This window comes from Bradyrhizobium sp. UFLA05-108, from assembly GCF_059803455.1.
The window spans coordinates 1-2,683 of sequence record NZ_JBANAZ010000164.1 but is presented as its reverse complement, the minus strand read 5'-3'; the positions used below and the strand labels follow the sequence as shown (position 1 = coordinate 2,683).

The following is a 2,683-nucleotide window of genomic DNA, read 5'->3' as shown; positions in this document are numbered from 1 at the left end:
GTGCACCGTAGAGCTTGCATTCGGCAAATAGTAAGGCTGCCAGCCATGAATGCGTCATTGCTGCAAATACAACCTCTCGGTCACGCCATTCTGCGTGGCCACAGCGATTCGGCAGGCGCAGGCGCCATCTTTCGATTTGCGCAATGCCATTGACTCTAATCTTAAATTGGCTCTTATTAGAAAGCTGCATTTAATCAGCATTTGAATTTCAGATGTCCCGACCGTGAATTAGGCTTATCGGGAAGGCAGGGAATGCGATGCTCCGAGCCAGGAGTATCAGGCAATACTCAATTCGGTAAGTGACAACACCTGCGACTTGTTCGCGGGGAGAATTTTCTCTTTCAGTGGCGGACATGAGCCGTCGCTAAAGGTTTGCGCGACAGTGAGCGTCGCCATTAGGCATTGGAGCATCGGATAGGAGCTTAGCAATGGCCACCGATTCCACCCTGAAGCCAAACGAAAACGTCATTCTGATTCGGGGACTCTCAATCGAGTAGCGCCGGCCGATATGATCCCTACAGCTCCTTCCTGAAAGCGTCGCTGCTGATCTTCAGCTTACATGAGACGCTATGAAGCGGCACTTAGTTGCCGAGAAGGAGCCGCAGGGTAAAGGTGAAGAAGACGGTCACAAAGGTTGGCGCGAGCCGAAAGAAGATCGAGCGCCGGCTCAGTTGCTAGTGCGGGAACATGCGATATCTCAAGCCGACCCTGATATTGGCATATGCGCTGATAACGCCTGCGTTCGCGCAAACTTGTTGCCCCACCGGCTGTGCGCGAGACGGCAATCGGTGCGTGGCCACAGGCCCGCTGTGGACCAGTTGCATACCTATCGCCTGTCCCGAGGATTCTCGAACGTACGGCGAGTCCGTGGGCCCTACGCGCAAGCACCGAACCGCGGTGCTCGTTCGCCGGCCAGCGCGCGCTTACGTGGTGCCATCTCAGATTCCGGCGCAGTGCCCATTGACGAATCCGACCAAAGCACAAATCGACGAGACGACCGTTAAGTGCGTGGATTCGTTAGCCCGAGATGCGCAGTCGCGCGAGTGCTTTGTCGAGGATGATGCAGGTCGCGACGAAGACAAAAGAACTGGCCTGAACTGCTATGATCGACAAACTGCGCTTGCGAAACAGTGCCTAAAACGCTGTGCCGGTTACGCATCTGATGTGACACATTTGGTATGCGCCGGCAGCTATCCGAACACCATTTGGCGTGTGTCTTTTGGAGATATCTCGGACGACGCTGTTGGTTCAACGCATATAGATTTCTGCGGGCCTCAGCTAAGAGCCAGAGTTTCGAGCCAGCAGCGGCAGACGCGATAAGACTAGCAGTGGCGAAATTCGGTAAAAGAATATCGCGCTTCATTTGCTACTGTTGCCCTACCCGATCACCTCGGGTCGAGTGCGTTTGGTTTTTGACGGTTAGGCGTTTGCCGACTACTAAGCTCGTCATCGCACGCTGGCTGCACCGGAAATCTGCGCAGTAGACGAGCACGCCAAGCACAAACATGCCCGCATTTCGCTGAAGTGATTTTCTGGGGTCGCGGTTGCGAACATGTAGCACCGGCAAACCGCAGGCGGTTGGACTGCAAGTCATCGCCTAGCCATCAAATTCGTTTCGTGGTTTTGATCCCCCGAAATCAGGCGCATCGCGACGTGGCCTGAAGAGAGGATCGTCTGGTCTTCCCCTCTCGCCATCTATTTTCGGCCCAGGTCGAGCCAGCGACAACGATAATTAAATCGATCCTAAGTTCCCCCTCATCTGCTCGGACGACTCAAGTGGGCAGATCGGGACGTACGTTCATGGCGCGCGCCTTCAGCCGGATGAACTGTGTCCGAGCGCACATACGCACTGGAGCGCTCAGGGCAAGTATTGCCGCTAGCAGGAGAAAATATTGCCGCTAGCAGGAGTGAGGTATGACCAATCCGACGCTGTCTGCGCTGCTCACGGCAGCGCTTTTGCTCGCAGGCGTAGGGGCAGGCCATGCAGCGGTTCGGATTGCGGACGACCCAGGTGGGCGGATCGGGACGTACGTCGACAGGTACAGCACACTCCGCGCTTCAGGCCAAACGGTGATGATTGATGGCCTTTGCGCTTCGGCCTGCACCATCCTCCTCTCGGCAATCCCTCAGGATAAGATTTGTGTCACCTCAAACGCGACGCTTGGGTTTCACGCCGCCTTTGATTTCGCGGGCGATGGCCGAATTGTCACTAATCCTGAAGCAACCCAGATACTCTATTCGGGGTATCCGTCCCAAGTACGGCGATGGATTGCAAATCGCGGCGGTCTTACCCGCAGAATGATCTTCCTGCGCGGCAAACAGCTACAAGCCATGTATCGCCCTTGCCACGCCGAGCCCGGTGTTGCCGCGGCGATGTCAGCAGGATCTCCGTTTGCTGCCGACGCTGGCATCAACGGCGACTAAAGGGCGGGCACAGTTTGGGCCACGGGCACGTCACGGCGACGGCTACAGCCCGTTTGAATGGAGCCGCGGCAAGCTGGCTCTCTATAGCTCACCACTCGATTGGGACCTCCTTCTAGGTTGCGCATAAACCTCGAGGCTCTCACAGGTGGGCGTCTTGGGCCGATCGGTATGATCTAGCTACCCACTCAACTTTATTTCGGTAGGCGAACCGGCTGCATGTCGGAACGAGTCTTTCCTATTCGTCTTGAATCCCAGCCGC

Annotated in this window: 2 protein-coding genes; one reads left to right on the top strand and one right to left on the bottom strand. The window is 56.2% G+C overall.

From position 1 onward, the window contains the following. Nucleotides 1-190 (bottom strand): hypothetical protein (locus tag SO140_RS45580; protein WP_498544163.1); only part of this gene is annotated, 190 nt, incomplete at its 3' end. 1,724 nt (nucleotides 191-1,914) lie between these two features. Here SO140_RS45580 and SO140_RS45575 point away from each other — a divergent pair. Further along, entirely contained in the window at nucleotides 1,915-2,424 is a 510-nt protein-coding gene (locus tag SO140_RS45575) for a hypothetical protein (protein ID WP_498541931.1), read from the top strand. Nucleotides 2,425-2,683 lie beyond the last annotated feature (259 nt).

Coding starts and splice junctions, on each gene's coding strand:
- SO140_RS45575 (WP_498541931.1), top strand. CDS start 1,915: ATGACCAATCCGACGCTGTCTGCGCTGCTCACGGCAGCGCTTTTGCTC.